28 protein-coding genes are annotated in these 26174 nt (G+C 65.1%); 6 read left to right on the forward strand and 22 right to left on the reverse strand.

Annotated features, from left to right (window positions below; all coding sequences use genetic code 11):
- Positions 1 to 13 precede the first annotated feature (13 nt).
- The 4 genes from ampC (at position 14) to ACMGE0_RS11520 (ending at position 4468) form a co-directional block, all read left to right on the forward strand.
- The gene (ampC, locus tag ACMGE0_RS11505; protein WP_436815992.1) at positions 14 to 1183 is read left to right on the forward strand and encodes a class C beta-lactamase; all 1170 of its coding nucleotides are present in this window, start codon (positions 14 to 16) and stop codon (positions 1181 to 1183) included.
- Between the two features lie 139 nt (positions 1184 to 1322).
- Positions 1323 to 2219: a class A beta-lactamase gene (bla, locus tag ACMGE0_RS11510; RefSeq protein ID WP_436815993.1), complete on the forward strand. Its 897-nt coding sequence runs from the start codon at positions 1323 to 1325 to the stop codon at positions 2217 to 2219.
- A gap of 80 nt (positions 2220 to 2299) precedes the next feature.
- Positions 2300 to 2938: a LysE family translocator gene (locus tag ACMGE0_RS11515; protein ID WP_436815994.1), complete on the forward strand. Its 639-nt coding sequence runs from the start codon at positions 2300 to 2302 to the stop codon at positions 2936 to 2938.
- 579 nt (positions 2939 to 3517) lie between these two features.
- Positions 3518 to 4468, forward strand: a complete 951-nt coding sequence (locus ACMGE0_RS11520; protein ID WP_436815995.1) for a LysR family transcriptional regulator — start codon at positions 3518 to 3520, stop codon at positions 4466 to 4468.
- Here the strand turns inward: ACMGE0_RS11520 and ACMGE0_RS11525 are convergent.
- From ACMGE0_RS11525 to ACMGE0_RS11585, 13 genes are all read right to left on the reverse strand, one after another.
- On the reverse strand, positions 4465 to 4713 hold the full coding sequence (locus ACMGE0_RS11525) for a DUF2274 domain-containing protein (protein ID WP_436815996.1): 249 nt from the start codon (positions 4711 to 4713) through the stop codon (positions 4465 to 4467). The two genes, ACMGE0_RS11520 and ACMGE0_RS11525, sit on opposite strands and share 4 nt — an antisense overlap.
- A gap of 2 nt (positions 4714 to 4715) precedes the next feature.
- Positions 4716 to 5912, reverse strand: a complete 1197-nt coding sequence (locus ACMGE0_RS11530) for a TraB/TrbI/VirB10 family type IV secretion system protein (RefSeq protein ID WP_436815997.1) — start codon at positions 5910 to 5912, stop codon at positions 4716 to 4718.
- Positions 5909 to 6895: a P-type conjugative transfer protein TrbG gene (gene trbG, locus ACMGE0_RS11535; RefSeq protein WP_436815998.1), complete on the reverse strand. Its 987-nt coding sequence runs from the start codon at positions 6893 to 6895 to the stop codon at positions 5909 to 5911. Before trbG ends, ACMGE0_RS11530 begins: the two co-directional genes overlap by 4 nt.
- Positions 6892 to 7575 (reverse strand): conjugal transfer protein TrbF, encoded by a 684-nt coding sequence (gene trbF, locus ACMGE0_RS11540; RefSeq protein ID WP_436815999.1) that lies wholly within the window; start codon positions 7573 to 7575, stop codon positions 6892 to 6894. Before trbF ends, trbG begins: the two co-directional genes overlap by 4 nt.
- Positions 7575 to 8933 (reverse strand): P-type conjugative transfer protein TrbL, encoded by a 1359-nt coding sequence (gene trbL / locus ACMGE0_RS11545; RefSeq protein WP_436816000.1) that lies wholly within the window; start codon positions 8931 to 8933, stop codon positions 7575 to 7577. The genes trbF and trbL overlap by 1 nt, the downstream gene beginning before the upstream one ends.
- Positions 8934 to 8937: 4 nt before the next feature.
- Positions 8938 to 9270 (reverse strand): putative entry exclusion protein TrbK-alt, encoded by a 333-nt coding sequence (gene trbK-alt, locus ACMGE0_RS11550; RefSeq protein WP_436816001.1) that lies wholly within the window; start codon positions 9268 to 9270, stop codon positions 8938 to 8940.
- A 10-nt stretch (positions 9271 to 9280) separates the two neighbouring features.
- Positions 9281 to 10054: a P-type conjugative transfer protein TrbJ gene (trbJ, locus tag ACMGE0_RS11555; protein WP_436816002.1), complete on the reverse strand. Its 774-nt coding sequence runs from the start codon at positions 10052 to 10054 to the stop codon at positions 9281 to 9283.
- On the reverse strand, positions 10051 to 12507 hold the full coding sequence (trbE, locus tag ACMGE0_RS11560) for a conjugal transfer protein TrbE (RefSeq protein ID WP_436816003.1): 2457 nt from the start codon (positions 12505 to 12507) through the stop codon (positions 10051 to 10053). Before trbE ends, trbJ begins: the two co-directional genes overlap by 4 nt.
- Positions 12508 to 12517: 10 nt before the next feature.
- A complete protein-coding gene (locus ACMGE0_RS11565) occupies positions 12518 to 12799 on the reverse strand; it encodes a VirB3 family type IV secretion system protein (protein WP_436816004.1) in 282 nt (93 codons plus the stop codon).
- Entirely contained in the window at positions 12799 to 13116 is a 318-nt protein-coding gene (locus ACMGE0_RS11570) for a TrbC/VirB2 family type IV secretion system protein (RefSeq protein WP_436816005.1), read from the reverse strand. Before ACMGE0_RS11570 ends, ACMGE0_RS11565 begins: the two co-directional genes overlap by 1 nt.
- On the reverse strand, positions 13092 to 14111 hold the full coding sequence (trbB, locus tag ACMGE0_RS11575) for a P-type conjugative transfer ATPase TrbB (RefSeq protein WP_436816006.1): 1020 nt from the start codon (positions 14109 to 14111) through the stop codon (positions 13092 to 13094). The genes ACMGE0_RS11570 and trbB overlap by 25 nt, the downstream gene beginning before the upstream one ends.
- A 170-nt stretch (positions 14112 to 14281) precedes the next feature.
- The gene (locus tag ACMGE0_RS11580; protein ID WP_436816007.1) at positions 14282 to 14728 is read right to left on the reverse strand and encodes a hypothetical protein; all 447 of its coding nucleotides are present in this window, start codon (positions 14726 to 14728) and stop codon (positions 14282 to 14284) included.
- Positions 14729 to 14837: 109 nt separating this feature from the next.
- Entirely contained in the window at positions 14838 to 15653 is an 816-nt protein-coding gene (locus ACMGE0_RS11585; RefSeq protein ID WP_436816008.1) for an SDR family NAD(P)-dependent oxidoreductase, read from the reverse strand.
- A gap of 103 nt (positions 15654 to 15756) precedes the next feature.
- On the opposite strand from ACMGE0_RS11585, the gene ACMGE0_RS11590 reads away from it, so the two are divergent.
- Positions 15757 to 16650, forward strand: a complete 894-nt coding sequence (locus tag ACMGE0_RS11590) for a LysR family transcriptional regulator (RefSeq protein WP_436816009.1) — start codon at positions 15757 to 15759, stop codon at positions 16648 to 16650.
- A 126-nt stretch (positions 16651 to 16776) separates the two neighbouring features.
- On the opposite strand, the gene ACMGE0_RS11595 is transcribed toward ACMGE0_RS11590, so the two are convergent.
- Complete coding sequence (locus tag ACMGE0_RS11595; RefSeq protein WP_436816010.1) at positions 16777 to 17208, reverse strand: CopG family transcriptional regulator; 432 nt, start codon at positions 17206 to 17208, stop codon at positions 16777 to 16779.
- A 10-nt stretch (positions 17209 to 17218) separates the two neighbouring features.
- Positions 17219 to 19204, reverse strand: a complete 1986-nt coding sequence (locus tag ACMGE0_RS11600) for a conjugal transfer protein TraG (protein WP_436816011.1) — start codon at positions 19202 to 19204, stop codon at positions 17219 to 17221.
- A 200-nt stretch (positions 19205 to 19404) separates the two neighbouring features.
- On the opposite strand from ACMGE0_RS11600, the gene ACMGE0_RS11605 reads away from it, so the two are divergent.
- Entirely contained in the window at positions 19405 to 21075 is a 1671-nt protein-coding gene (locus tag ACMGE0_RS11605) for an ABC transporter ATP-binding protein (RefSeq protein WP_436816012.1), read from the forward strand.
- Here the strand turns inward: ACMGE0_RS11605 and ACMGE0_RS11610 are convergent.
- From ACMGE0_RS11610 to parA, 7 genes are all read right to left on the reverse strand, one after another.
- Positions 21072 to 22811 (reverse strand): relaxase/mobilization nuclease domain-containing protein, encoded by a 1740-nt coding sequence (locus ACMGE0_RS11610; RefSeq protein WP_436816013.1) that lies wholly within the window; start codon positions 22809 to 22811, stop codon positions 21072 to 21074. The genes ACMGE0_RS11605 and ACMGE0_RS11610 overlap by 4 nt on opposite strands.
- A 244-nt stretch (positions 22812 to 23055) precedes the next feature.
- Positions 23056 to 23820, reverse strand: coding sequence for a lytic transglycosylase domain-containing protein (locus ACMGE0_RS11615; protein WP_436816014.1), 765 nt, complete (start codon positions 23818 to 23820; stop codon positions 23056 to 23058).
- Positions 23821 to 23823: 3 nt separating this feature from the next.
- The gene (locus ACMGE0_RS11620; protein ID WP_436816015.1) at positions 23824 to 24171 is read right to left on the reverse strand and encodes a DUF736 domain-containing protein; all 348 of its coding nucleotides are present in this window, start codon (positions 24169 to 24171) and stop codon (positions 23824 to 23826) included.
- Positions 24172 to 24216: 45 nt separating this feature from the next.
- Positions 24217 to 24762, reverse strand: coding sequence for a S26 family signal peptidase (locus tag ACMGE0_RS11625; protein ID WP_436816016.1), 546 nt, complete (start codon positions 24760 to 24762; stop codon positions 24217 to 24219).
- Positions 24759 to 25277 carry a DUF2840 domain-containing protein gene (locus tag ACMGE0_RS11630; RefSeq protein ID WP_436816017.1) on the reverse strand — a complete coding sequence of 173 codons (519 nt, stop codon included), beginning with the start codon at positions 25275 to 25277 and terminating at the stop codon, positions 24759 to 24761. Before ACMGE0_RS11630 ends, ACMGE0_RS11625 begins: the two co-directional genes overlap by 4 nt.
- Complete coding sequence (locus ACMGE0_RS11635) at positions 25274 to 25528, reverse strand: hypothetical protein (RefSeq protein ID WP_436816018.1); 255 nt, start codon at positions 25526 to 25528, stop codon at positions 25274 to 25276. Before ACMGE0_RS11635 ends, ACMGE0_RS11630 begins: the two co-directional genes overlap by 4 nt.
- A complete protein-coding gene (gene parA / locus ACMGE0_RS11640; RefSeq protein WP_436816019.1) occupies positions 25525 to 26163 on the reverse strand; it encodes a ParA family partition ATPase in 639 nt (212 codons plus the stop codon). The genes ACMGE0_RS11635 and parA overlap by 4 nt, the downstream gene beginning before the upstream one ends.
- Between the last annotated feature and the right edge of the window lie 11 nt (positions 26164 to 26174).

Raw genomic sequence — 26174 nt, forward strand, 5'->3', positions numbered from 1 at the left:
AAAGGACAGATATATGAAGTTGCGCCATCTATTGAACGTGGGGATCGCCATGGCTTGCCTCATGCCGTTGCCTGGCGTCGCCGCCAATGGAAACGGCAACATCAAGGAAAATGTCGATCGCGTAATCCTGCCGCTGATTGAGGAGCATGGCATTCCAGGTGTGGCGGTGGCCGTTGTGACTGATGATGGCACAGAGGTTTTTAACTATGGGGTGGCGTCGAAGCAGACGCAGAAACCTGTCGATGACGAGACCCTGTTCGAAGTTGGCTCGATCAGCAAGACCTTTACCGTGACGCTGGCGACGTACGCTGCGGAGAAGGGCGAGCTCAACTTATCGGACCAGGTTTCCGTCCATGTGCCGGAGCTCGAGGGCAGTCCGCTAGGGGAGGTGGCACTCTTGCACCTTGGGACACACACGCCGGGGGGCATGCCACAGCAGTTCCCGGACGACGTTACGAATGACGCGGAGATGATGCAATATTTCAAGGATTGGAGGCCCACGTACCAGCAGGGTGCCTACCGCACCTACGCCAATCCGAGCATCGGCCTTCTCGGGGCTATTGCCGCGCGGAGCATGGACAGGCCGTACATCGATGTCATGCACTCTGAGATCTTCCCAAGGCTGGGTCTGAAGAAGACGTTTCTCACTGTCCCCCCGGGAGAGGAAGTAAACTATGCCCAGGGCTACACACGAAAGGACCAGCCGACGCGCGTGTCGCCGGGAGTGCTTGCGGCGGAGGCCTACGGTGTGAAGACGACCGCCTCGGATCTTGCTCATTTTCTGCGGGTCCAGATGCATATGGTCGATGTTCCCGCCGATATTCAGGCGGCAGTCGATGAGACGCGGAGAGGATACTTCAAGGCCGGCAACACCACGCAGGGCCTGATTTGGGAAGAGTATGATTATCCCGCCAACCTGGATGACCTGCTCGCTGGCAATTCGTTGAAGATGTCAATGGAGCCCAATGCAGTCACTGCATTCAAACCGCCGCTCGACCCGCGGCAGCAGGTGTTGATCAACAAAACCGGATCCACAAACGGCTTCGGTGGCTACATCGCTTTCGTGCCTGCGAAGAAACTCGGCATCGTCCTTCTCGCAAACAAAAACTACCCCATCGAGGCGCGCGTGAGGGCGGCTTTCACGATCATGGAAGTCTTGGATACGGCAGTCGCCGCCGAATGATCTGCATTCTGACTGGCATGGCTTACCCGTAAATCTCGCCCCTTGGCCGAAACCTCCGATCGCCTCCCTTGCCCACCGATGTGGTCTCGGCCTGTGACGGCGACCCGAAGAGCTACAACTAGAAAGGAAAAAGATGATAATGACGACCGTGATTTCGCGCCGGAACGCGCTCGCAGGAGCGGTGTTCGCCATACCAGCGCTTGCCTCCGTTACAACTATTGCCAAAGCAGATTCGCAGCAGGCGATCGAGGCCAAGCTTGCAAAGCTGGAAGGCCGCCATGGCGGCCGCGTTGGTGTCGCCGCGCTCAATCTATCGACCGGAGCGCGTGTGGGACATCGGGCAGACGAGCGATTTCTGATGTGCAGCACGTTCAAGGCACTTGCGTCGGCAATGGTCCTCACGCGCGTCGATAAAGGCGTTGAACAGCTGGACAGGAGGATCGTGTTTTCGACGGACGCCCTCGTCTTCTTCTCACCCGTCACGGAGACGCGCGTCGGCGGTGACGGAATGTCGGTCGCGGAACTCTGCATGGCGACCTTGACGCAGAGCGACAACACGGCAGCGAACCTTCTGCTTGAGAGCTTCGGGGGGCCTCCAGCCCTGACAGAATTTGTCCGTTCCTTCGGCGACGAATTAACGCGCCTTGATCGTTTCGAGCCTGAATTGAATGAGCACGACGGCCCAGACGATTTACGTGACACGACGACACCTGGAGCGATGATGGAGACCCTCCGCAAACTGATCTTCGGTAACGTCTTGTCCCGGGCATCGCGAGCGCAACTGGCCGGGTGGATGATCATGAACAAGACCGGCGACTCCCGGCTGCGTGCAGGCATGCCGGAAACATGGATGATTGCGGACAAGACCGGCGGCAACGGAAACAAGCACGGCAACAACAACGATATTGCAGTCGCCTGGACACCGGACCAGGGTGCAATCGTTGTGGCTACCTACTGCGAGATTCCCACCATATCCGCTGACCAGCGAAATGCCGTCGTCGCCGAAGTTGGGCGAATAGTGGCTGAGCTGGCATGAAACTAGATGAGCCGCAGGGGCCGTAAGCTCCTGCGGTCGCCAGGGGAGCGGAACGGGCTTTGAGGTAATTTGGAGCGGCAGTGCCTGAGTCTTCAACAATCGTTGCATTCATCGGAGCGGTGGTCGTCCTCAGTGTCACGCCCGGCCCGGACATGGCTCTTCTTGTCACGAGGGGGATAAGCCAGGGCCGGAAAGCGGCGTGCCTCACTGCGCTCGGATTCGCGCTTGCCGGTGTCGTTCAGCTTCCCCTTCTTGCTCTTGGTGCCGCGGCGGTGATCCAATCGTCACCGCTGGCACTCGACGCAATCCGCTACGTCGGTGCCGCCTATCTGCTCTGGCGAGGGGTCCACCTGATCAGGAACGCCAGTGGCGTGTCGATGAACGCCCCGGGCAGGCGCCCGGCGACCGCCTTGTGGGCTCTGCGAGATGGAGTGATTGCAAGCCTTACTAATCCAAAGGGCATGATCTTCCTCCTCGCTTTTCTGCCGCAGTTCATCGATCCGGCCGAGGGGCCGGTAGGGCTTCAGTTGTTCCTACTTGGTCTGCTCATGAAGTCTACAGCACTGATCGTCGAGAGCGGAATAGCCATCGCTGCCGCTCGCGTCGGCAGCCTTGTTGCGCGCGCACCGGAAACCGTGATCTGGCTGGAACGCGTGAGCGGCGTGGTCCTGATTGGGTTGGGTCTAAGGCTGGCGGCTATGGAAAGGTTGGGACGCTGATGGATACTTTCCTGAATGTTTTGCAGTTTGTAGGGCGGACCGTCGGCAATTGGCGGCGCTGGCCTGATGTGGCCAGCGCCAGCAGTTGACAGCTTCACCGCATTGACATGCAGTCCGGAGTCATGCTGTATATATTCACACATACAGTGTGGTCGCCGTGGCTCATGGCTTGTCGTGGGCTGCGCGCTGTGAGCTGTAGCGATGACTCACTTAATGCGTGCTGAGGGTGCGCATTCATAAGGCCGGGTCTTCTGGTGGTTCGCGTCAGATAGGTTGGTTTGAGGGCAGGATAGTGTTGGGCCATGCGATGTACGTTGCTGCGAGGGGCAGCTTTCCACGCGCCGCGTGCCTCTGTAGCGTGAACGATACGAGCGACGACCGCGGTGTTCCGCGCCTAAAATTGGACCCGAGGCTAACGCTGTTCGACCGCCCAATCTCTCGCTCTCTTGGTACATCGACCGGAGGCAAGCTTCTCAAAGGTCTGCTTCGTTCAGTTCCACCAATTGATGGTGCCCGCCATTCGTGGCGAGCCAGCAGGCGAGCGAGAATGGGAAGCTATCCAGACGCCGGTGACCTTCGATGAGGCACGCTCTACGGCAGCTCCACTACCTCTCGGTTGCCGCTCAGGTGGGGAGTTTCCGGCGCACTGCCGAAATGTGTCAGGTCGATCAGTCGAATGTCGGTCGTGCCCTGAAACAACTCGAAGATCATCTCGGCATATCGCTGTTCGAGCGGGCCCGCAGTGGCGTGCGGCTGACGCCGGCGGGACGACAGTTCCTGGCCGACGTCTCACCGGCGCTCGAGCTGCTCGAGTCTGCGAGGCGCTCTGCGCGCGGTATCCGCAGAGCTGAATCCGGCGTGGTGAGGATCGGCATCCTGACTTCGCTGGCGGGCGGTTTCCTTCGCCAGCTCGTCGAAACCTATGCAGAGAGGCATCCGCGGGTCACGATCGACGTTCGCGACGGCGGCCGGCGCGAACACCTCGCGGCGGTCCGAGCCCGGCGATTGGATGCGGCCATTATTACCGGCGCTGAACCTGTCCCGGGATGTGAGACGCGAGAGCTATGGCGCGAGCGGGTCTATGTCGCGCTGCCCGAATCCCATCCGCTAGCCGCCAGACCCAAGCTCGACTGGCCGGACCTCAAGGCGGAGCACTTCATCGTGAGCCGTGGAGAACCGGGTCCCGAGGTGCATGACTACATCGTTCGTCGATCCGCCGACTACAGCACCTATCCTGACGTCGAGGAGAAGGCAGCGTTGCAGGACACGCTCATGAACCTCGTCAGCCTCGGGCAGGGTATCACCCTGGTCTCGGCGGCGTGGACAGCCGTCAAAGTTCCAGAGCTGGTGCTACGGCCGCTGACTGCCCGAGCAGATATCGTGCCGTTCAGCGTGGTCTGGTCGTCCGCGAATGATAATCCAGCCTTCCTGCGCTTCCTCCAGACGGCCCAACTGCTCGCGAGCACCAATTGCGGGCGCGGCGCTGCTGTACGAAACGGATCAGGCCTGGCTAGCAGATGTCTGGCCTAAAGGCCGGGTGAATTCGACTGGGGCTTACTCTGCGACCGCCGCGCCTTCGCAAACCCGCGATCAGTGTTCATGAATCGCGCGAGCATTGGCGCGATCAGCTCCAGCGGGTCGCTGATTTCCTGCCTGGTCTCGCGAGCCAGGACTTCGGCGTACTCCATCAGGTCGCTATGAAGCGCCGCCGGCAATTCGATCGTCACCTTTACTGGCTTTGCGTCTGAAATTCGGCCGAGTTTCAGCTTGGTCATAATCACCCTCCATATGGTTCGAGGACCAGGTCTCGCGTGACGATCACGCGCACCGGAAAGCCGGGCCGAATTGTCAGCGTCGGCGCGACGTTGAGCTGGCGGCGCACGATCTGCTGTCCCGCATCGTTGATGGTGTCCTGGCCACCATTGCGAATAGCCTGAATGAGCCGGTCCTCATCGTTGGTGGCGAGTTCGGCGCCGATGCTCAGCAGGGTCGAGAGACCTGCCGCTTTGGCGAGGTCCCACCAGTGATAATCCACGCCGTCCTCAAGACCGGCATAGCCTTGAGCGTCGGCGCCGGGCTGACGCTCCAGCACGATGGAGCGGCCGTTCGGGAAGATCAGCCGGTTCCAGACCAGCAGGATGCGGCGCTGTCCAAAGCCGACATCGTTGCTGTACTCGCCGATGATGCGGGTGCCCTGCGGGATGAGCAGCAGGCGGCCGGTCGGGCTGTCGTAGATGCTCTCAGTAACCTGCGCCGTGATCTGGCCGGGCAGATCGGAGCGGATGCCGGTGATCATTGCGGCCGGAATCACTGCGCCCGCTTGAAGCACGTAAGGAGACGCGGGCGCCATCACGCGATCGGGGGCGACCGTCCGGCGATCGACGCCTGCGTTGAGGAAGGCGACTTGGCGATCCTGTGAGGTCGGCGCAGATTGCCCCGGCAGTCCGAGACCGGGCAGCCCAGAGAGCATGGGTGCGCTGCCGCCAGGTGCTCCCGGCGCGGCCGCTGTTCTCGTCTCTGTCTGGAAGAACACGCGTGAGGTCCGGGCCGCTTCCTCCTCCGCCAGCCTGCGCTGTTCCTCTGGATCCACCGCCTGCGTCGCGGCCGGCGGAGGGGTGACAGGTTGGCCACGATTCTGCGCATCAAGGATCGGACGTCCGAGATCGCCCGGCAGGGGCGGACCAAGGACGGGACCGGTGTAGTCGCGGGGGAGTCCCGAAAGTCCATCTGCAGTCGGCCGGTTCTCCGTCGAATAGAGCTCTTCACTACTCTTGCCGGCGTCACGCGTCTGGAGCGCGTAGATCAGCGCACCGCCGAGGCCGATGGAGCCAACCAGAGCCACACCAGCCAATACCCGGCGCGAAAGCCGTGTGACGCGGGGCGGCTCTGAGCGGAGCCGCATCGATGCCGCTGAGGTCGCTGGCGATCCCGTCAGCGGGAGGTCGCCCTCTGCCTGTGCTTCATTCTCGCTCATGACGAGGGCCTTCCATCGGTGCGGACGATCCGGACGGTCTGCTGGCGGTCTCCGCTGCCAAGACGCAGTTCGGCGGCGCCGAAGAGCCGGTCGACGATCAGGATGTTCTGGTAGATGCGGCTGTTGGCGATCTGTGCCTCGCCGTCTGCGCCGATGACGAAGAGCGGGGGCATCTCGCCCTGCACGATGCCGCGTGGGAACTCGACATAGACATGCCGGCCATCATCATAGACGGAGACCGGCCGCCAGGGTGGCCTGTCGCCGGTCAGGCCATAGCGGTAGTTGCGTGCGGCCAGCGCCGGGATGGCTGGTGTTGCCGGAACGGTCTGCCGCTGCGACGCCGGCGGCTGCGGGTAGGCCCAGGCGACAGCCGGCATATAAGGCCGCTCGCCCGAGCGCAGCTCGATCATATAGATGCGCCGGTCGGTGGTGATGACGAGGTTGGTGGAGAGGTCCGGCCGGGTCGGCTTCACCAGCACATGCACGCGCCGGGTCACGCCGCTACCGCTCTCGGTATCGCCAATTATCCAGCGCGCGGTGTCGCCGGCGGCGATCGGGCCCGCACCGGTCAGGCTCTCGCCGGGCTCAAGCGCAATATTGGTGATCTGCCCGGGCGCGGCATAGACTTGGTAGAGGGCGCCTTCGCTCCAGGGATAGATCTGGATCGAATTGTAGTATCCCTCGCGGCGCGGCTCGACCCGCGCAGCCGCATTGGCATTCTGCACACGGCCTGTCGGCGTGGTAGCCGCGGTTCCACCTCTCGCCGGCGTCCACGCCGGAGGAATGTGGAGCGGACGGGGTCGCTCGTCGGTGACGGCGGCAGGAACGGGCGGCAACGGCGGGACATCGGCGTCGTAGCTGATTTGCGGCGGCTTTGGCGCCGTGGCGCAGCCGGCAAGTGTCGTGGCGGAAAGCAGGATTGCCGCAAACGCGGATTTAGGGAAAAGCGGCTTCCCGACCCTGCGGGAAATCTGTCCCTTCATTGGCTCATCTCCCGGGACCAGCTGATGGCGTTTACGTAGATGCCGAGGGGATTCGCCCTCAGGCGCTCAGAATTGCGCGGCGTCTGCACCACGATGGTGAGGATGGCCGTCCATCGCTCGGTCGTGGCAAGTTGACCGTTCTCGTAACGGCGCTCCGTCCAGGCGACGCGGAAGCTGTTCGGGGACGCGCGGATGACGCTGGATACTTCGACGGCGACCTGTTGGCGGCCGACCTTCGTGAAGGGGTCGTTGGCGCGGGCATAATCGTTGAGAGCCGCCGCACCCCGGTCGGTGGTGAAGTCGTAGGCGCGCAGCCAGTTCTGCCGAACGATGATGGCGTCAGACGGGATCGAGCGGACTTGCTCGATGAAACGCGCCAAGTGGAAGGCGATCTGCGGATCTGTCGGTTGATAGGCAGCATCAGCAGGCGCCACGGCCTGCGCCTGACCGAGCTGGTCGACCTGCACGACCCAGGGCACGACCGTGCCGCGTGCCGATTGCCAGACAAGCGCGGTCGCGAAGCCCGCGGACAGGATCAGCGAGCCGAAAGCCATGAGGCGCCAGTTACGAGCCTGGACGCGGGCCGATCCTATTCGCTCATCCCACACCTGCGCGGCGCGCTGATAAGGAGTCTCGGGTTCGGGCGCTTTGCCGTAATGGGTAGAAGGACGTTTGAACATCAGCGATCGCCTTCGGACAGGTTGACGGAAGAGCCGCCGCCATGGGCGTCACCAGAGCGGATGGCATGCGCCGTCGCCTGGACGGCATGGGTCATGCGTTGGGAGCGGCGCATGCGCTGCGCCCATTCGGGTGGGCCGCCAGCAGCAGCGGCGACCGAGCCGCCATCTCCTGCAGCGTCACTGCTGAGCGTGCCCATCGACGAGGAGCCGCCGGTGGATTCCAACACCGCCTTGCTGCCGGCATTGAAGCTCGCGCGCACGCTCTCGGTGGCGCGTGACGCTGCACGGCGAAGCGGTGAGACAGCTGCGCTGCCGCCGGCGCGGGCAACACCGCCGAGACCTGACGCGATACCAGCGGCGCCGGACTGGCCGGCTGCTCCGATGCTGTAAGCTGTGGACGCTCCGCCCGCTATCGCGGCGCCAGCCCGAGCCGCGGCGGCAGCGCCTCCGGCAAGCGCCGCACCGCCGGATGCAACCGCGCCGACCGCGCCGGCACCGGCGGCGACCATGCCGCCTGCTGCGAGACCCGTACCAACCGCCGCACCAGCACTGAGCTGCGGGCCGCCAGAAACGATGCCGCTGGCGATGCCAGGGCCAAAAATGCCGAGGCCGAGGAGCGATAGCGCGGCGAGCACGATCGCCATCGCCTCGTCGATCGAGGGATTCTGGCCACCGAAGCCAGAGGTGAATTCGGAGAAGAGCGTCGAGCCGATGCCGATGATGACGGCGAGGACCAGAACCTTGATGCCTGAGGAGATGACGTTGCCGAGCACGCGCTCGGCCATGAAGGCGGATTTGCCGAACAGTCCGAAGGGGATGAGGACGAAGCCGGCGAGCGTCGTCAGCTTGAATTCGATCAGCGTGACGAAGAGCTGGATGGCGAGGATGAAGAAGGCGAGCAGCACCAGTGCCCAGGCCAGGAACATGCAGGCGATCTGGATGAAGTTCTCGAAGAAGGACCAGTAGCCCATCAGGCTGGAGATGGAATCGAGCAACGGCCGGCCCGCATCGAGGCCGGTCTGCGCGACCTTCCCAGGACGCAGGAGATCCGCCGTCGTGAAGCCCGTGCCGGATGCCTTCAGGCCGAGGCCGGCGAAGCTCTCGAAGACGATGCGAGCAAGGTTGTTCCAGTTGCCGATGATGTAGGCGAACACACCGACGAACAGCGTCTTCTTGACCAGACGCGCCATGATGTCGTCGTCGGCGCCCCACGACCAGAACAGCGCAGCCAGTGTCACGTCGATCACGATCAGCGTGGTGGCGATGAAGGCGACTTCACCCCCCAGCAGGCCAAAGCCGCCGTCAATGTAGCGGGTAAAGACCTCGAGGAAATGATCGATGACGCCGGTGTTGCCCATGGTCCTATTGTTCCTCAGCGGGCTGTGAGGGCGAGGAAATCCGCGGCGGCTGAGGCGCGTCGGGCAGTCGTTCGGCTGGCCGTGCACCGGGCGCGAGAAAGCGTTGGCGGTTCTCCGCCCACGCGCGACGGCAGTCAGGATCGTGGGGTCCGGCCTCGCCAAGTGCCTGGCAGCGCAGCAGTTCGTCGCGAAGTGGATCGGACGGGGCTACGGTAGGCTGGCCGGAGGACCAGTTCTCGGCCGGACCCTCCTTCCGGTTCATCTCGATCGCGGCCGCAGTAATGGCGACCGCGACGAAGACGATGGCGCCGATGCGCGCGAGCACCTTGCCGTCCATTGCCGCGTCCTCAGTTGTCGCTGCTCGGGAACATGCGGGCGTTGCCTGCCTGGTAGCCGGAGCCGGGTGTGAGGAAGCGGCGGCGCTGCTCGCGCCCCTGTTCGGCGGCAGCTGCGTGCTCTGCCTCTGACAGTGCCTGCGCCCGACCGTTGGCGGCGACGACGGCGGTGAGGTCAGCGAGCTGCTGGGCCTGAAGCGCGAGAAGCTGGTTGCCGGCTTGGGTCGCCTGCAACGCACCGGTTGCGCCCTGGCTCTCGCTGACGAGGGCGGACATCTGGCTCCGGTTGGTGTCGATGTTGCCGACGACGCCCGCTTGGACTCGCATCGCGTCTTGGAGGCCCCCGACCGTGTTCTGCCAGCGCTCTCGCGCTTGGGCGACGAGCTGCTGATCGGAGGCCGACATCGAGGCGTTGCCGTAGGTGCTTTGGAACGCCTGATCGATGTTCTGGACGTCGTAGGCGATACGCTGTGCCTGCCTAAGGAGTTGTTGGGTGCGCTGAACCGACTGCTGAAGCTGCTGGAGCGACGAGTAGGGAAGGCTCGCGAGATTGCGGGCCTGGTTGATCAGCATCGTCGCCTCGTTCTGCAGCGAGGTGATCTGGTTGCTGATCTGCTCGAGCGCCCGGGCGGCCGACAGCACGTTCTGAACGTAGTTGGTGGGGTCGTAGACGATCCATTGCGCCGCGGTCGGTGTGGTCAGGATCGGCGAGAGCGCGATGGGCGCGGCGAACAGAAGGGCAGCGACGCGCATCGCACGCGAGCGCGTATGGGTGGAACAAGTCATAGGTTTATCTCCGAATCTGCTGGGGGGATGACATTGGTGAGATCGGGAATGAGGTCGGCAGCCCAAGCGAGCCGGTTTTCGGCAAGCCACTCGGCGAGAAAGCCGTCGGTGCCGCTGCGGGCGTGGACTTCGGCGATGAGCGCCTGATGCTGCTTCGACGAGGCGGCGCACAGGGTCAGCGCCACGTCCGATAGGCCGAGCTCGAACAGCCGGTTGCCGCGCCGCGACTGACAGTAATAGTCACGCTTCGGAATCGCCCGAGCGAGGATCTCGATCTGGCGGTCGTTAAGCCCGAAGCGGCGATAGATCGCGGTGATCTGCGGCTCGATGGCGCGCTCGTTCGGCAACAGGATGCGGGTCTGGCAGCTCTCGATGATTGCCGGCGCGATCGCCGAGCCGTCGATGTCGGAAAGCGATTGGGTCGCGAAAATGACGCTGGCGTTCTTCTTGCGCAACGTCTTCAGCCACTCGCGAAGCTGGCCGGCGAAACCCTCATCGTCGAGGGCAAGCCAGCCCTCATCGACGATCAACAACGTGGGCCGACCATCCAAACGATCTTCGATACGGTGGAAGAGGTAGGCCAGGACAGCCGCGGCGGCGCCGGTGCCGATCAGCCCTTCGGTCTCGAACGCCTGCACCGAGGCTTGTCCCAGATGTTCGGCCTCAGCGTCGAGCAGCCGACCATAGGGGCCGCCGACGCAGAACGGCCGTAGCGCCTGCTTGAGGTCGTTCGACTGGAGCAGGACCGACAAGCCCGTCAGGGTGCGTTCGCCAACTGGCGCTGAGGCAAGCGAGGACAGCGCCGACCAGAGATGCTCCTTCACCTCCGGCGTGATGGCGACGCTTTCGCGTCCAAGGATCGCGGTCAGCCAGTCGGCCGCCCAGGCACGTTCGGCGACATCGTCGATCCGCGCCAGCGGCTGGAGTGACACGCTGTCGTCGGCGCCTTCGGTCAGCCCGCCGCCAAGATCGTGCCAGTCGCCCCGCATAGCGAGCGCCGCTGCCCGGATCGAGCCGCCGAAATCGAATGCGAAGACCTGAGAGCGCTCGTAACGACGGAACTGCAGCGCCATCAGCGCCAACAGCACGGACTTGCCAGCGCCCGTAGGCCCGACGACCAGCGTGTGGCCGACATCGCCGACATGGATGGAAAGCCGGAACGGGGTCGAGCCTTCGGTCTTGCCGAAGAGCAGTGGGGGCCCTGCCAGATGCTCGTCCCGTTCCGGTCCCGCCCATACCGCCGACAGCGGGATCATGTGGGCGAGATTGAGTGTGCTGATGGGTGGCTGACGCACATTGGCGTAGACATGGCCCGGCAGAGACCCGAGCCAGGCGTCGACCGCATTGATCGTCTCGGGCATGGCGGTGAAGTCACGGCCCTGAATGACCTTCTCGACCAGACGCAGCTTCTCCGCGGCGATGCGCGGATCGTCATCCCATACGGTGATCGTGGCCGTGACATAGGCCTGACCGGCGTAATCTGCGCCGAGCTCCTGCAGCGCCATGTCGGCGTCGGCCGCCTTGTTGGCCGCGTCGGTGTCGAGCAACACCGAGGCCTCGTTGGTCATCACCTCCTTGAGGATGGCGGCGATCGACTTGCGCTTGGCGAACCACTGGCGCCTAATTTTCGTCAGCAGCTTGGTGGCGTCGGCCTTGTCGAGCAGAATGGCCCGCGTCGACCAGCGATAGGGGAAGGCGAGCCGATTCAGCTCGTCGAGAATGCCCGGCGTGGTCGCCGTCGGGAAACCGACGATGGTGAGGATGCGCAGATGCGTGTCGTCGAGACGCGGCTCGAGGCCGCCGGTGAGTGGCTGATCGGCGAGTAGCGCATCGAGATACACCGGCGTTTCGGGCACGCGGACGCGATGGCGTTTCGTCGAAACTGTTGAGTGAAGGTAGGTGAGCGTCTCCGCGTCATCGAGCCAGGCGCATTCCGGCATGAAGGCCTCGATGAGCTGGAGGATGCGATCGGTGCGATCGACGAAGCCGCGCAGGATCTCGTGGGCGTCGACTCCCGTGTGATCGAGACCCTCATAGAGCCAGGTTTCTGCTCGCGCCGCGTCCTCGGCTGGTGGCAGGTAGAGGAAGGTGAGGAAGTAGCTGGACTCGAAATGCGCGCCGGCTTCCTCGAAATCGGCCTTGCGTTCAGCGTCGACGAGCGCCGAGGCGCTGTCGGCGAACATGCTGGTGGGGTAGGTCGCGGCGCCGTGCCGCTGCGCCTCGACGAAGATCGCCCAGCCGGAGCCGAGACGCCGAAAGGCGTTGTTGAGGCGTCCGGCGACCGCGATCAGTTCAGCCGGCACGGCGCTGTCGAGATCCGGCCCGCGAAACCGTGCGGTACGCTGCAGGCTGCCATCCTTGTTAAGGACGACACCTTCGTCGACCAACGCGACCCAGGGCAGGAAGTCGGCGAGCCGGGTGTTGCGGTTGCGATATTCGGCGAGGTTCATCATGGCCGCGCCCTCAGACTGACAGGTGGCCGGGGATGCGCAGATGCCGACGCACGACGTCGACGAATTGCGGATCGCGCTTGGCGGCCCAGACGGCTGCGAAGTGCCCGACGGCCCACAGTCCCAGCCCGACCAGCCAGAGGCGCAGGCCGAGACCGAGCGCCGCCGCCAGCGTCCCGTTCAGGATAGCGATCGACCGTGGCGCGCCGCCGAGCAGGATGTGCTCGGTGAGCGCGCGATGGACTGGCACCGAGAAGCCCGGAACTTCGGTTGCGGTGTCGGCCGACGTCGCCATCAGACCAGCGCCCCGCCGCCGAAAGAGAAGAATGACAGGAAGAAGCTCGACGCGGCGAAGGCGATCGACAGGCCGAAGACGATCTGGATGAGGCGTCGGAAGCCGCCGCTCGTGTCCCCGAAGGCCAGCGTCAGACCGGTGACGATGATGATGATCACCGCGATGATCTTGGCGACTGGCCCTTCGATAGATTGCAGGATTTGCTGCAGCGGTTGCTCCCACGGCATGGACGACCCGGAGGCGTGGGCGGCAGGTGCGAGCGCCAGGCTGAGGAAGGTGACGGAAGCCGCCGTCACGATATGGCGGCGGATGCGCATGGCATGCTGGATAATGACGGATCTCCTGCGGGGTGCTGGCTGGCGGGGATGACGCGGTAGTCGCCGTCGGCGCCGAGCCCTTCGACACGGGCGAGCTCGGCGAGACGGCGCGAGGTGCCGCGGCCCGAGAGCACGGCCACCAGATCGATGGTCTCGGCGATCAGGGCGCGCGGAACGGTGACGACGGCTTCCTGGATGAGCTGCTCGAGGCGCCGCAGCGCGCCGATGGCTGTGCCGGCGTGGATGGTGCCGATGCCGCCGGGATGCCCCGTGCCCCATGCCTTCAGGAGGTCGAGCGCCTCGGCGCCGCGCACCTCGCCGATCGGAATGCGATCGGGGCGCAGGCGCAGCGAGGACCGCACGAGATCAGACAGCGAGGCAACGCCGTCCTTGGTGCGCATGGCGACGAGGTTCGGCGCTGCGCATTGCAGTTCGCGAGTGTCCTCGATCAGCACCACACGGTCGGAGGTCTTCGACACCTCGGCGAGCAGCGCGTTGGTGAGCGTAGTCTTGCCGGTGGATGTCCCGCCGGCGACGAGGATGTTGCGCCGCTCGGCGACGGCGACGCGCAGCGCTTCAGCCTGACCGGCGGGCATGATGCCGGCCGCGACATAGTCGTCGAGGGTGAAGACGGCCACGGCGGGCTTCCGGATCGCGAAGGCCGGCGCGGCAACGACCGGCGGCAGCAGGCCCTCGAACCGCTCCCCCGTTTCCGGCAGTTCGGCCGAAACTCGCGGGGCGCGGGGATGAACCTCGGCGCCGACATGGTGCGCGACGAGACGAACGATGCGTTCGCCATCGGCAGGCGACAGCCGCTCACCCGTGTCGGCCAGGCCCTCGGAAAGCCGGTCGATCCAGAGCCGCCCGTCGGGGTTGAGCATCACCTCGACGACAAGCGGGTCTTCCAGAAACCGCGCGATCGCCGGCCCAAGGGCGGTGCGCAGCATGCGCACGCCGCGAAGGATCGCCTCGGATTTCTGGTGAGTTGCCGCCACGTCGTCCCCGTTCTCGTGCGGGCCCGCGATGTGCGGCCCTGGATCGGGGTTGAGTAGAAGAGGCAGAATTCAGGGCATTACAACAACCGAAATGTGGTCGTCGTACTGTAGCGTACAAAGACAGGGAAACGGCGGGAACGCCAGAATACTAGGACGATTGTATTGGCGCGCTAACCGCACGAGATGTCGTTGATCATTCTCGTTTGCTGATCGTACGAAACATTCATCCGCTTCCAACCCAGGTCAGACGTTGCCATGCATGTCGAACAGGTCAGGCGCCACGTCGCATCGGCGGGCTTTTCCGGAAGCGCGTCGACGCTTTGACCGACGAAGCGTTGAAATTTCGACGCACGGCACTGGTCGCCGTAGTAATATTTGCGCGAGCCATCCGGGGACTCTGCGATCCAGATACCCGGCTGACGCGGATGATTTCGGATTGTCGAGTTTCTAGGGGCCCAGTACGTGAATGGCGGCCGCGGATCAGCAGCCATCACGACATCCGGTGTGGCAAGAGGAGAAGCCGCAACCGGAGCCATCTCTGCGGACGTGCAGCTGATCATGGCCGGCACGAACGCGACTGCCATACCCAGGAAATAGAGCGAAGAACGGATACGCATAAGGAACCTCAGTGGCAGGTATTCGCCACTGGGTAGATCCGCAACGCGGCATCAACAAGGCTCCGGCAAAAGGCCACAGGCGGTAGACTCATGAACGCGAATGCCCGTGTCAGCCGCGATCGGCGGACTGGGCGATCTCCTGCCGCAATTGGTCGATTTTCGCGCCGGCCCACTGGCGGGCGTCGTCGCCGAAGATGAGCCGCGATGGGGCCTCGTCATGGGAAGCAAGCGCCACGATCCGTGCGGCGAGCAGCTTCGGATCGCCCGGCTGGTTGCCGTTCGCCCCGTCCACGAACGCGCGATACTGCGCGACCGCGTCGGCATAGTCTGGAATGTCGATGGTGCCGAAGTTCGCCGATTTACCGTCCATGAAGTCGGTGCGCAGCATCCCCGGCTCGACCAGGAGCGAGCGGATGCCGAACGGTGCCAGTTCCTGCGCAAATCCCTCCATCCATCCCTCGACCGCGAATTTAGAAGCGGAGTAGACCGACCCGCCGCCGTTGGAGACCAGCCCGCTAACCGACGAGATGGTGACGAAGAGGCCTGAGCGGCGCTCACGCATGTGAGGGGCGACCGCGCGCGCGACGTTCATCGTGCCGAACAGATTGACCTCGAACTGATGCCGTACTGCGGCATCTGTGAAGGTCTCGAAGAAACCCAGTTCGGCATAGCCGGCATTGTTGACCAGCACGTCGATCGCACCGAACCGCTGGATGGTCTCGGCGGCGACCGAGTTCGCGGCTTCGGCGTCGGCGATGTCGAGCGCGAGGGCGTGCAGGCGATCGTGTTCACCCCCGCAGGCATCGCGCACCGCGTCGGCCGACCGCGCCGTTGCCACGACCGTTTCGCCCGCACCGAGTGCCGCGCGCGTGATCTCGCGTCCAAGTCCTCGGCTTGCGCCCGTGACCAGCCAAACCTTGCCCATCGCCTACTCCTCGCTTCATCCGACTGTCACTAACTATGTAGCCATGCTAATGGATGGAAATAATGGCCTAATGAGTAATAGGGCCCAGTAGTGGGGGTCATCAATGCGTCCGGATCAGCTCGGCGACCTCGCCGTCTTCGCGGCGATCGCCTCCGACCGCAGCTTCACACGTGCCGCGAGGCGGCTCGGAGTCACGCAGTCGGCGTTGAGCCAGACCATGAAGCGGCTGGAAGGCCAGCTCGGATTTCGCCTGCTTACCCGCACGACGCGTAGTGTCGCTCCCACGGCTGCGGGTGAGCGCCTGCTTGCCACCCTGTCGCCGGCATTGGCAGGGTTGGACAGCGAGATCGAGGCGCTGTCCCAGGAACGCGGGACAGCGATCGGCACTGTTCGGATCACGACGGGAAAACATGCCGCCGACACAGTGCTGTGGCCGATGCTCCCGTCTTTCATGCGCCGTCACCCCGGCATCGAGGTGGAGGTGTGCGTGGAGGGCGGGATGACAGACGTTGTTGCGGGCCGCTACGATGCGGGCATCCGGCTTGGCGAGCGACTGGAGAAGGACATGATCGCGCTGGCGGTCGGGCCTCCGCTTCGCGTCGCGGTGGTGGCAACTCCCGGCTATCTGAGCAACCATCCGGCGCCGATGGAGCCCGCCGACCTCACGGCGCATCGCTGTGTCGCCTACGGCGACGCGCATGGCGACCTGTCTCCCTGGTCGTTCGAGCGCAATAGCCATGCGGTGACGGTCACGCCAGGCCGCGGGCCGGTGTTCAACGATGGCGACCTGCTGGTGGCCGCCGCCCTTGAGGGTTTCGGCATCCTCTACATTCTGGAGGATCTGGTGGCGGCGCCGATTGCCGATGGCCGTCTCATCCGCCTGCTGGAGCCGTGGTGCGAGCCGTTTGCCGGCTACCACCTCTACTATCCTGATCGGAGGGGGACCACGGCGTTCGAACTGTTCAAGGAAACGTTTCGGGAAAGCAGGGCCGTGTAAAGGTTTGTACAAGCGTCGGCGTCGAAGCTGATGGTGTCTGCCACGGCAGTTATGGCCGCCGCTTTCCCGGTGCCGGGTCGTCCGTTCACCACGAAAGCCGGCCGTGAAGCGGCATCTACACGATCTCTAGTCATCGCGCGCGGGATCGACGTCCTCCGAAATCTCCTGCCTGAGCTTCGGCCCGCTCGCGAGCCGACGGCCCAGAGCTGCGATGAACGCGTCATACCGCTCGCCGGCCTTGGCGCGAGCGGCCTGAGCAGCAGGCTCTGGCAAGGCTGGCGTCGTGGTCAGCCAGAACCGAACGAAGATGGCCAGGGTCTCGACGGAGATCCCGACGTCGCGCTCCATACGCGTCATGCGCCGGTCGAGTTGGTCGAGCCGCTTGGTGATCGCCGCCTCCTGTCGCTCCGCCGCGTCTGGCGACAGAAAGGAGGCGATGCCGGCTTCGGCGACCAGCGACAGTGAATGGCCGCGCCGCGCCGCATGTGCCGCAAGGGCCTTCATGACCTCGGGCTCGAGATAGACGGAGAGCCGCTGCTTCTTTGGCGATTTCGTCAAAGCGGGCCTCTTACAGTTCGATGCCGTCGCCGGGATCAAGCGACGCTTGGCGCGCCACCTGGCGCATCGCATCCCGCATGCGACTGGCTCGGGCCACGTCGTCGTCGGTGTCGTCGATTGAGTCGATCTCGAACTCGTTCTCGATCGGCGCCTTCTTCTCGATCGGCTGCACGCGGTTCAGCTCGGGCTGGCGGCGGCGCTCGGATTCGGTCGTATCCTCCTCGTCGGGGCTAGCTGGCGTTGCCGCAGTTAGGATCTCCGGAGCCGGCGGCAATGCCAGTTTGCTCCAGTCATCGTCGGACACGCGGTCGGGTTTGGTGAGTGCCGGGGGCGGCAAGATCCGCTCCTGAAACCGCCGATCCTCATAGTAGCGGGCCTTCTTGGCGCGGATCGGCGGCGTGCCGGCGACCATGACGATCTCGTCGGATGGCGGGAGCTGCATGATCTCGCCGGGGGTGAGCAACTGCCGGGCCGTCTCGGAGCGCGACACCATCATGTGCCCGAGCCAGGGCGAGAGCCGGTGACCGGCATAGTTCTTCATCGCCCGCATCTCGGTCGCGGTGCCGAGCGCGTCCGAGACGCGCTTTGCTGTCCGTTCGTCGTTGGTGGCGAAGCTCACCCGGACATGGCAGTTGTCGAGGATCGAGTTGTTCGGCCCATAGGCTTTCTCGATCTGGTTCAGCGACTGGGCGATCAGGAAGCTCTTGAGGCCATAGCCAGCCATGAAGGCCAGGGCGCTCTCGAAGAAGTCGAGACGGCCGAGCGCCGGAAATTCGTCGAGCATGAGCAGCAGCCGGTGGCGGTTGCCCTTCGCCTGCAGGTCCTCGGTGAGGCGCCGGCCGATCTGATTGAGGATCAGGCGGATCAGCGGCTTTGTGCGGTTGATGTCAGAGGGCGGCACCACGAGGTAGAGCGTCGACGGGTGCTTGCCGCCGACGATATCGGCGATGCGCCAGTCGCAGCGCCGTGTCACCTCGGCGACGACGGGATCGCGGTAGAGACCGAGGAACGACATGGCGGTGGAGAGCACGCCGCTGCGTTCGTTGTCCGATTTGTTCAGCAGTTCGCGCGCGGCGCTGGCGATGACGGGATGCGGGCCGGCGTCGCCGAGATGCGCGGTCTTCATCATGGCGGCCAGCGTGGATTCGATCGGCCGCCTCGGGTCAGAGAGGAAGGCGGCGACGCCAGCGAGTGTCTTGTCCTTGTCCGCATAGAGGACGTGAAGAATGGCGCCTACGAGGAGCGCATGACTGGTCTTCTCCCAGTGGTTCCGCTTTTCGAGGCTTCCCTCCGGATCGACCAGGATGTCGGCGATGTTCTGCACGTCGCGGACCTCCCATTCCCCTTTGCGAACCTCCAGTAGTGGATTGTAGGCGGCCGATTTCGGATTGGTGGGATCGAAGAGCAGCACGCGGCCGTGCCGCGATCGGAAGCCGGCGGTCAGCGTCCAGTTCTCGCCCTTGATGTCATGGACGATGGCCGAGCCCGGCCAGGTGAGCAGCGAGGGCACGACGAGGCCGACGCCCTTGCCGGAGCGGGTCGGGGCGAAGCACAGCACGTGCTCGGGACCGTTGTGGCGCAGGTAGTCGCGATCGAGCTTCCCGAGCACGACGCCGTCGGGACCGAGCAGACCGGCGCCGCGCACTTCGTCTGCGCGCGCCCAGCGTGCCGAGCCATAAGTCTCGACGTTCTTCGCCTCGCGCGCCCGCCAGACCGACATACCGATGGCCACAGCGATCGAGATGAAGCCCCCCGATGCTGCGATACAGGCGCCCTCGACGAAGATCGGCGGCGCATAGGCGTCGTAGAAATACCACCACCAGAAGAAGGCCGGTGGATAGTAGATCGGCCAGCCGGCGAGCTCGAACCACGCCGGCCCAAGCTGCGCCTGGAAGCCGAGCCGCCATGCCGTCCACTGCGTAGCGGCCCAGGTCGTGAGCAGCACGATCATGAAGACGGTAAGAATCTGGCCCCACAAGATTTTCGTAGCGGACATAGGCTCCGGCCCAGGCAAAGGCCCAACGGTGGAGAGAGATCGTCTTGAAGTTCAAGTGGGTGGAAGCGCCAGTCGATCAAACGGATAGTATCGGCGGCACAAAGGACTGCTTCCGATCTGCGGGGCGCGATCGACAAACTCCCGACGCTTCATCGGGTTAGGCTGGGCGGTCCGATTGTCCATCCGAGTCGCCGCTGCCCATGAGCAAACCCGCCGCCGTATTCACCCCGATCTCAGAAATCCTCCGGGCCTATTGGAAGTCCGATCGCTGGACGCTGCTGCTGGTCGCGGTGGTCGTGTTCCTGTCCAGCGTGGCGAGTGTCGCTGCGCCCTTCCTCTTCTCGCGCCTTATCGATCGGCTGCCCCAGGACGGTGCAGTGTCGTCCCTGGCGTGGGGCTTCGTGATCTACGCCGTGCTGCTGGGTGTCGCGTCGGCGCTGCAGCATATGGTGCAGTACCTCTCGTTCATGAGCGCGGAGAATCTCGGCTTTATCACTGGCACGCGCTTCTTCGAGCGCCTGCTGAGGAAGACCGCAGTGTTCTTCGTCGAGCACAATCCGGCCGAGATCCAGAGCGCGGCCTCCCGCGGACGCAGTTCCCTGACGACCCTGGTGCAACTCGGGCTCATCGTCTTCATCCCCGGCGCAACGCAAATCCTGCTCACGCTGGTGACCCTTGGCACTCTGATCAATATCGAGGTGGCTGGAATCGTTGTCCTCTACGGCATCGCGGCGGTCACGCTCACGCTGATCTCGGCCCGCCGAGCCCGCGTTTTCCTCGACAAGGCCATCGAGGCCGGTCAGGAGAACGCCCGCTTCGTCGGCAACGCCATGAATGCCATGGAGACGCTCCGGCATTTCGGCAGCCATGACTGGATGACAAGGCGGTTCACCGCAAAGGCTGGGGAAGTGCGCGACAACTGGCGCGCCTATGTGCTGCAGCGTGTCGGCTATATCGCACTGCTCGGCATTGGCTTGACGCTTCAGTTCGCCGTGACGTTCTGGTTGTTGTTGCCCCGCTACGAGGCTGGAGCGCTAACCGTCGGCGACATCGTGCTGTTCAACACGCTGCTGCTCCAGCTCAACATGCCGTTCGAGATGATCGCCCATGCGATCGACGATGTGGTGCGTTCGCGTGCCGCGCTCGCCCCACTGGCGACCATGTGGGCTGCCCCGGAGGAGCGGCAGGTCTCGCACGCTCCGACCTTCGTGCCGGGGGATGGCCGGATCGTCTTCGAGGATGTCGGCTATGCCTATGACAACGGGCGGGGCGTGAAGGACATCCGCTTCACGGCCGAACGCGGGGCGATCACCTTCCTCGTCGGCGAGACCGGCTCCGGCAAGTCGACGATCTTCAAGCTGGCGCTCAAGTCGATCGAACCCGAGGCGGGCCGCGTCCTGGTCGATGGCGTCGATCTCGCGACGATCGACCGGGCGGACTGGTACAGCGCAGTCGCCGTCGTCCCGCAGGACGTCGTGCTGCTCAACGAGAGCCTTTCCGACAACATCCTGCTCGGCCGGCCGCGCGATGACGCCCGCCTGCGTCGCGCGGCCGAGAAGGCGGCGATCCTGCCCTTCATCGAGGCATTGCCGGAAGGCTTCGAGACCAAGGTCGGCGAGCGCGGCCTCAAGCTCTCGGGCGGCGAGCGTCAGCGCGTCGCCATCGCCCGCGCGCTCTATGGCGATCCGGCGATCCTGTTCCTCGACGAGGCGAGTTCGGCGCTCGACGAGGCCACCGAGCGCGACATCATGGAACACATCCGTCTACTCGCCCGCGATGTCACGGTGATCGCCATCACGCACCGTCGAAGCGTCATTGCGAACACTGACTCGGTGATCGACCTCGACAAGCAACGGGTGGAAGCTGGTTAGAGGCCCAACCCTCGCTTCCGGGAGAAGCTCCAGTCAACCCCGCCATCGCCACGGGCGACGCCGGATACCTGCTGGCCAAGGTGCTTTTCGAGCGACGGCGACCAGGGCACGAGCTGGAAGCCGAGGCCGTCGTCGATCATCGCGAAGCGGCCCGATGCGAGAGCAAAGCGCTGCCGATAGGCGCCGGCGACATATTCCCCGGTCCCCGCCTTGGCGAATGGGCGTCCGGTCTCGGCTGCGAGCTTCGCGCCGAGCGATTCGACCTCGCGCTGACGCAGCGTGTCGATGAGGTTGCGAGAGAAGATGACGCTGCGGCCGTGGCGCTCAGCCAGGCGTTGCTCGATCAGATGCTCGGCGCGGCGGTCCATCGCGTCCCGCACTTCGGCGCCGAACCCGCCAGCGCCAAGCGCCACCGGCTCGCGGGCGATCGCCTGCCGGTCGAGCCAGGTGGCGCCGCTCGCGGTGACCTGGGCGGAGATGTCGAGATCCGAGCGGACGGCGAGCGCGACGCGCCGCAGCCCCCGCGCATCGTCGAACCTGCGCAGCTCGACGATCGAACCTGGCGGGCTGTCGCCGGCGGCTTCAAGGTCGGGCAGTTTGATGTGGTGGGTGCGGCCATCGACCCCGTCGACGACGGCATAGGCCGTGCCCTTGAGCTCGTCATCGAGGCCTCGCGTCACCAGTCGGCCGACGACGGGGTCGTTTAGGCTTTCCCCGGCGAGAACGTAGCTCGCCGCGCCGCGTTCGATGCCGCGCTCGGTCAAGGCGCGGTGCATGCGCTTGATGATGTCGCCGCGATCGCCGAGCTCGCGCAGCGTTGCCTCGGCCTTTTCGGCGATCATCCACTGGCCAGGGCCGATCTGATCCGCCAGACCCAGCGTTTCCAGCTTGCGCATCCGACCCACCTTCAGGGCGTGGAATTCATCGGGCTGTCGGTCGGGATGCGGGGCGAGGTCGACGATGCCGGTCCTGTAGGCGTCGCGCGCGAGCTGGCGGTCGAGATTGGTCCAGCGCTCGGACTCGACCTGGCGCTCGATGGTCCGGCGGATTTCCTGATCGGTGCGCGGTCCCAGCTCCTGGGTGATGAGATCGCGCGCCCGGTCGCGCATGCCCTCCTTGATGTAGTCGCGCGAGATCACGAGGTTCTCGCCATCGTCGCGCACGCCCCGCACGATCAGATGGACATGGGGATGCTCGGTGTTCCAGTGATCGACGGCGACCCAGTCGAGGCGGGTAGCCAGATCCTTCTCCATCTGCCCGACCAGCTCGCGGGTGAATCGTTTGAGGTCGGCCATCTCCACCGCGTCGTCGGGCGACACGATGAAACGGAAATGGTGGCGGTCATCCTCGCACCGCTCCGCGAACGCCTTGGGATCGGCGTCATCCCCGCCGGGGCCGAACAGCCGGGCCTTCTCTCCATCCCGGGTCACGCCCTCGCGGCGCAGATAATTGAGGTGGGTGCCGAGGGGCGCGTTGCGTCCGCCCTGGCGCACGACCCGTGCTTTGACGACGGCGCCTCGCGAGCGGGCGGTCAGCAGCCGGTTGGCCTGCACCGCCGCGCGCTGCCCGCGGCCGAAGCGCGAGCGGTTGCCGGGACCGATCCTTCCTTGCCGGGAGACTGCGCCGCCGGCCTTCTGTGCGGCGGCGAGCGCCTGCGCGATAAAGGGTCTGGCCTGCTGGGCGCGCGTCGAGCGGATGCGGCCGGGCCGGATGCGGAAATCGTCCTCGGCGCTCATCGGTGTGGCCCCGCACATCGCGCAAAGCCGCGGAAATCATTGGGAAAGCGCCGCGCGCGCAGGCTGCGCCGATCGAGCGCACATCGCGCAAACGCGCCATAACCCGTTGAAAAACCACAACCGCACAAGGCCGCACATCGTGGCCCTTTATCCTGCCATCGTGCGGTTGCGGTGCCTGCTCCTCCCGCCTCCGACGCCAAATCCACGCCAGAGCCCGAAAGCGTCGTATGGGGTGCGAAGCGCGTCATCGCGGCTGCCCACTGTCGGTTCGCACCACGAATAGCCCCTCGGTTTGCGGCGCTGCTGGCGCCAGACCGCGCCCGGTCGCCTCTGCGGACGATGCAGGCGGATTGCTGTCGTGCTGCTGTTGATCTGCACCCGTGCTGCGCTCGGCGCGTGCGATGAAGAGCGGCGCACGGGTCCAGGCAAGCGGATCGGCAACCGCTACAGTGGCGGGGGCAGCGAGATCGCCGCCGCCGATGAGGGGTGCGAGAACGGCTACATATGCGCGTGTTTCGGCCGACAACGGGCGGCCGGTCGCGCGATATTCCTCGTAGCGGCCGGGACCGGCATTGTAAGCAGCGAGAAAGGCGGGTGAACCGTAGCGATCGTGCATCTCGCGCAGATAGGCAGCGCCCGCCATGATGTTGTCGCGCGGGTCATACGGATCGTTGCCGAGCCCATACCGGGCGCGCAGCTCGGTCCAGGTGGTGGGCATGATCTGCATCAGGCCCATCGCGCCGGCCGACGAGATCGCGCGCACGTCGCCGCGGCTCTCCACGTGCATGACGGCACGAATCCACGCCTCCGGAATGCCGAACCGACGCGCTGCCTCAGCGATGTGACCGGCATAGGGATGAGCGGGAGAAGCCCGCTCCACGGGTGCGTCCTGCGCTACGGCCGGAACGGGTGACGGGAGAGCGTCGAGCAGGCCGGAAAGGAGAAGGAAGGCTGTACGCCGGACGGTGGGAAACCGTCCGACGACAGTGCGATGGCGGCGGGCCGGCATCGCTCAGTCCCGCTCGCCGCGCTTGGGCGGGCGGTTCCAGTGCAGACCCCAAGCCGACTTGTCATCTGCCGACTGGAACAAATTGGCGCGGATCGGCTGGGCGAAGGTCGGATCGTCGAGCTGCAGCGAAACGTAATCGCCGGCCTTCTCGCCGGTGCGCTTCCAGCCTGCGCCGATCTCAGCGCCGGGTTCGTTGTTCATGCCGTCGAAGACGTGAACGCGGAAATCCGGCGCATTCTCGGCGTCCGAAGGATCGGCTGGAACGATGATGATGTCCTGGTGCAGGAAGAGTGTTTGTAAATGGCCGATGAAGCCGGAACTGTCGCGGGTGAACTGGCCGATCAGGGACATGATTGCCTCCGTGGATGTGCGGTGAGGTTGGGCATGGGTGCGTCGTCACCGCGTCGGCGCGCGCCAGACGAAGCGGCCATCGCCGTCTTCGTCGGTGTAGAGAGGGATGGCCCGACCGATGACGGCCGAGGCTGGAAGCGGTCCGAAGTAGCGACCGTCGAGGCTGTCGCGGACCTGCCAGTTCATCAGAAACAGCTCGTCCTCGGCGACGACCCGGCAGCCCTGCCAGACGGGCAGCGGCTCGCCGTGGCGATCGTGATCGCGCGCGTCGCCGATCGGCACGGCATCGACGGTGATGGCGAGACCGATCCTGCACACACGCTGGCCGGGAAGCGCGGCGACGTGCTTCAGCAGCGGCACGCCGCGCGGCAAGTAGCCGCCGTCGGCGAGGAAGCTGGCAAGCGGCTCCGGCGCACGCACGGCGACCAGATCGGTGACTTGCGGGTATCGTTCGGGTTCGATCGAGTAGAGACCGACCGGCGTGCTGGCCGACGCATTCCAGATCAGCTTCGGCGTGAAGGAGACGAGCGACAGGATGCCAAGCAACGACACGGCGCCGGTCGTGGTGATCGCGTAACCGCGCCGGGTCATGCGCCGATCTCCCGACGCAGAAGGAAGGCGCGATGGCGCTGCATCGTGTAGGCGCGCGGCGTCTCGCCGGCGGCAAGGCGGTTGTGAACGTGCCGCCAGTGATCGGACGACACATCCGCCGGATCGATGTCGCCGGCCTCGATCGTGTCGATGAGTTGGAGCATGCGCTCCACTTTCGGCCAGCCATCGACGCGCAGCAGGATGTCGCCGCCGGGCGTCACGGTCGGGATCGTCTGGCAGGTTTCGCCGCGACCGACAGCGCGCAGAATGTCTAGGCGCGAGAGCACGGTGCCGTGCTTGTTCGCGGCCCAGCGCACCAGCGCAAAGACGGAGCCGGGAGGAAAGAAGAGGATGCGACGGCGCCGGTCGAGGACCTGTTCGTGCGCCGGGCGGCCGAAGCGGATCCAGTGTTCGATCTGCTTCTCGATCCAGACGAGTTCGACCTGGGTGAGATCTTCCGGCGGCGCGTGAACGTCGCAGCCGGCGCGCACGAATCGGGTGGCAAGACCGGTCATAGACCTTCTCCTGACGGGGGTGGGAATTCGCGCTCGAACAGCGCGCGCAGCATGTCTGCGACCGTCTGGCCGCGCTGGAAGGCCGCGATCTTGATCCGGCCACGCATGTCAGCGGTGACGTCGATCGTCAGCCTGGCCGAGAAGTCCTCAGCGGGGAGGACGCGCTGCACCTGGCGGTCGGGCGCCTTGATCCAGCTCTCCGGATCGGCAGGCCGGGATGCGAAGCTGCGCTTGTGGGACCGTTCGCTCATGCGCCGATCCTCGCAACTTCGGCCGCGAGCGCGGCGATCTCGCGCGCGCCTGGGCAATCCTCATCCTGTTCGGCGGCAAGCCGGCCGGTCTGCACGACATCGGCGAAGACGATGCGTTGGCCGATAGTGGTCGCCAGCAGCGGCGGGTCATGATCCGCCAGCGTCTCGGCGGTCTCTCGTGCGAGCACAGTGCGAGCCGCGCAGCGGTTCAGCACGAAGCGGGCGGCGAGCTGGGGGCGATAGATGCGCGCCTCGCGGAGCAAGGCCAGCATCTCCGCTGAGGCCCAGCCGTCGAGCGGCGACGGCTGCACCGGGATGAGCACGAGATCGGCGGCAAGCAGCGCCGAGCGCATGAGGCCGGCGACGCGCGGCGGTCCGTCGATGACGACGTGGTCGCCATTGCGGGCAAGCTCGGGCGCCTCGCGGTGGAGAGTGTCGCGCGCCAAGCCGACGACGCCGAACAGGCGCTCCAGCCCTTCCCGGCTGCGCTGCTGCGACCAGTCCAGTGCCGAGCCTTGCGGATCAGCGTCGATCAGCGTGACGCGCTTTCCGCAGCGCGCCCATTCGCCGGCGAGATGCAGGGCGAGCGTCGTCTTGCCGACGCCGCCCTTCTGGTTGAGGAGCGCGACGATCATGGCGCGCTCCG

Source organism: Neorhizobium descurainiae, assembly GCF_051400715.1.
Classification (GTDB): domain Bacteria; phylum Pseudomonadota; class Alphaproteobacteria; order Rhizobiales; family Rhizobiaceae; genus Neorhizobium.